We start from the raw sequence: 2,605 nt of genomic DNA, 5'->3' as shown, positions 1-2,605 counted from the left end.
GAAGCGTGGAAACCGGCAGCTTCGCGCAGTGACTGCCGAGCACTGAAATCCCGAGGGTTAGGGCGAGCAGGCAGTAGACCAACTGGACAGTTGGCCTAATGCCTGCCGCGACCATGCCGATGTGAGACCCCGTTTGCGAAGGGGTGCCGGGTCTGGTTTGACGGGCTGATCCAGCCCCCTCGGGCGGCGTTGCGGGCGGTTTTGGGCCTAGGGACCGCCATGTGGACGCCCGCTGATCGCGTGCTGGTTGGGAGCTTCGGCGCTGGCCAGGCGCTCACGGATGACCAGTTCCGGCTGCTCGAGCCGCTGATCCCGCCCGCCAAGCCCGGCGGGCGGCCGCGGACCACGGCCATGCGCCGCGTGCTGGATGGCCTGTTCTACCTCGCGCGCACCGGCTGCCAGTGGCGGCACCTGCCGCCGCCTCCGACCTTCCCGCCCTGGCGCACCGTGTACGGCTACATGCGCGCCTTCTTGCGGGACGGGGTCTGGGGGAGCATCCGCCACCACCTCGTGGTCATGCTGCGCGAGCGCGCCGGGCGGGAAGCCAGCCCCACGGCGGCGGTCATCGACACGCAGAGCGTGAAGACCACGGAGAGCGGTGGCCCGCGCGGCTGGGATGGGGCGAAGCGGCTGAAGGGACGCAAGCGCCACGTCGCGGTGGACACGGACGGGCTGCTGCTCGGCATTCTCGTGCATGCGGCCGACATCCAGGATGCCGATGGTCTCGGTGACCTCCTGAAGCGCGTGAAGCCGCTCTACGCCTGGCTCCGGGCCGTATTCGCGGACAGCATCTACAATCGGCTTGCCGCCCTTCTCGCCTGCTATCTTGCCGGCCTGGCGCTGATCATCGTCCGCCGCGCCCCCGGCACCTCCGGTTTCGTCGTGCAGCCGCGGCGATGGGTGGTCGAGAGGTCGCTCGGCTGGTTCGGCCGCTGGCGCCGCCTTGCCAAAGACTATGAGGCGCTCCCCGAGGTCTCGGAGGCCATGGTCACCCTGGCTGCAATCCGCCTCATGCTCCACCGCCTCGCCCATCCCAACCGCAGGCGACTACCGCCACCTGACTTCGCAAACGGAGTCTGAGGGGAGCGTAGGTCCATCCTCAGTGCGCCTGGTGACAGTTACCCCCCAGAACGGCCTGGAAGCCGGTCTGGCACGTGCTGTCGGGCGGCGATCTGTCGCTGATCCCGGCGGATGACGAACAGCGCGACGCGCGGGCGGATCTGGACCAAATGAGGAGCAAACGAGGCTCCCGGGCCTCACCCACTTGTGCGCGACAGGAACCGCCGGAGGCTCGCCAAGATCGTATGCTATCGCCTTGATGATCGATGGCGCCCTTTGAGGGGACCATGTCATGGCGCTCGTGATCGGCGGCTTCTGGGCACGGCAGCTGCAGGGAAGCTGGGCCAACGACCTGATCATCGCCCTAGGCGGGCCGGTGACCATAATCGGCGAGGCCGGCAGCGACGTGATCCTCGGCAGCCGCGCGGGCGACGTGATCCATGGCGACTGTGTGACCGGTCCGCTGCCCTGGGAGGAGCCTAGGCCTGGCAACAACCTGATCTTCGCAGGCGGGGGCGACGACACCGTCTATGCCGGCTTCGGCGCGGACTGGGTCTGGGGCGGCGATGGCGACGACCTGATCTTCGGCCACGGCATGGGCCGGCCCGGTGGCGGGAGCGACGCGGAGCGCGCGCTTCGGCTGGACGGGGCCGACTGGCTCCAGGGCGGCGCCGGCAACGACACGGTCCACGGCGGCGGCGGCGACGACACCATCCACGGCGGCGAGGGCGACGACAGGCTGAGCGGCGGTTTCGGCGCGGATGTGCTGAGCGGCGGTCCGGGAGCGGATGTCTTCGTCTTCGGCCGCGGCGGGCCGGCGAGCGACTTCGCCCCACATACCGCGACGCGCGAAACCGGCACGCCAGACGTGATCTTGGATCTTGAGCAGGGCGTGGACCGCATCGACGTCGCGGGTCTGGGCCATTCCCACATGCCTTGGCTACCGATGCAGTTCCTGGGCCAGGGCGAATTCATCCCCAGCATCGACCCGCAGCTCCGCTACGAATGGCTGGATGACGGCACGACGCTGGTGCAGATCTTCAGTCTGGTCGGGCGGCCGCCGCCCGATTTCGTGCCGGCGCCTAGGTCCGCGGCCGGGATTGTCCTGGCCGGCCATGTGGCGCTGACCGAGCAGGACTTCATCCTGTAGCGCCGTCCGCCTCAGGCGCGGCGGAGGGCGGTTGCAGCCAGTCCGCCTCCTTCGGCCTCTTCGCCATGAAGCCGGCATGGGCGGCCCGGGACCTCGCCGCAACCACTCGGACGCTACTACTACTCCACCACGACGAGATGGCAGGCGTGGCGGTCAGGCTGAACACGGGCGTCCCTACGTCAGCGTAGGAATCCGAGACGAAACAACTTCCCCAGTTTGAAAGCCGTCCGCAACGTCTCCGAGGCCGCCAGGATCAGCCCGTCAAGCCAGCCCCGTCGCCCCTTTGCAAACGGGCACTGAGAAAAAGCCGTGGTTCCGCAGCCGGCGCCTTCGTCGCGGGCATCTGCAACAGCATCGGCTCGCGCACACCTCACTGCCCTCGCTGCCGTTAGGATT

General features: G+C 68.7%; 2 protein-coding genes. Both read left to right on the top strand.

The genetic code is table 11. The features are described 5' to 3' along the window. Positions 1 to 219: 219 nt before the first annotated feature. Positions 220 to 1,080, top strand: a complete 861-nt coding sequence (locus RIF93_RS20065) for an IS5 family transposase (protein WP_309093211.1) — start codon at positions 220 to 222, stop codon at positions 1,078 to 1,080. A gap of 271 nt (positions 1,081 to 1,351) precedes the next feature. Continuing rightward, the gene (locus RIF93_RS20060) at positions 1,352 to 2,209 is read left to right on the top strand and encodes a calcium-binding protein (RefSeq protein WP_309093210.1); all 858 of its coding nucleotides are present in this window, start codon (positions 1,352 to 1,354) and stop codon (positions 2,207 to 2,209) included. Positions 2,210 to 2,605: the final 396 nt, after the last annotated feature.

The organism is Phenylobacterium sp., from assembly GCF_031181185.1.
Taxonomy (GTDB): Bacteria; Pseudomonadota; Alphaproteobacteria; order Caulobacterales; family Caulobacteraceae; genus Phenylobacterium.
Note: the sequence above shows the minus strand (reverse complement) of the source record. Positions and strands in the feature narration are given on the sequence as shown.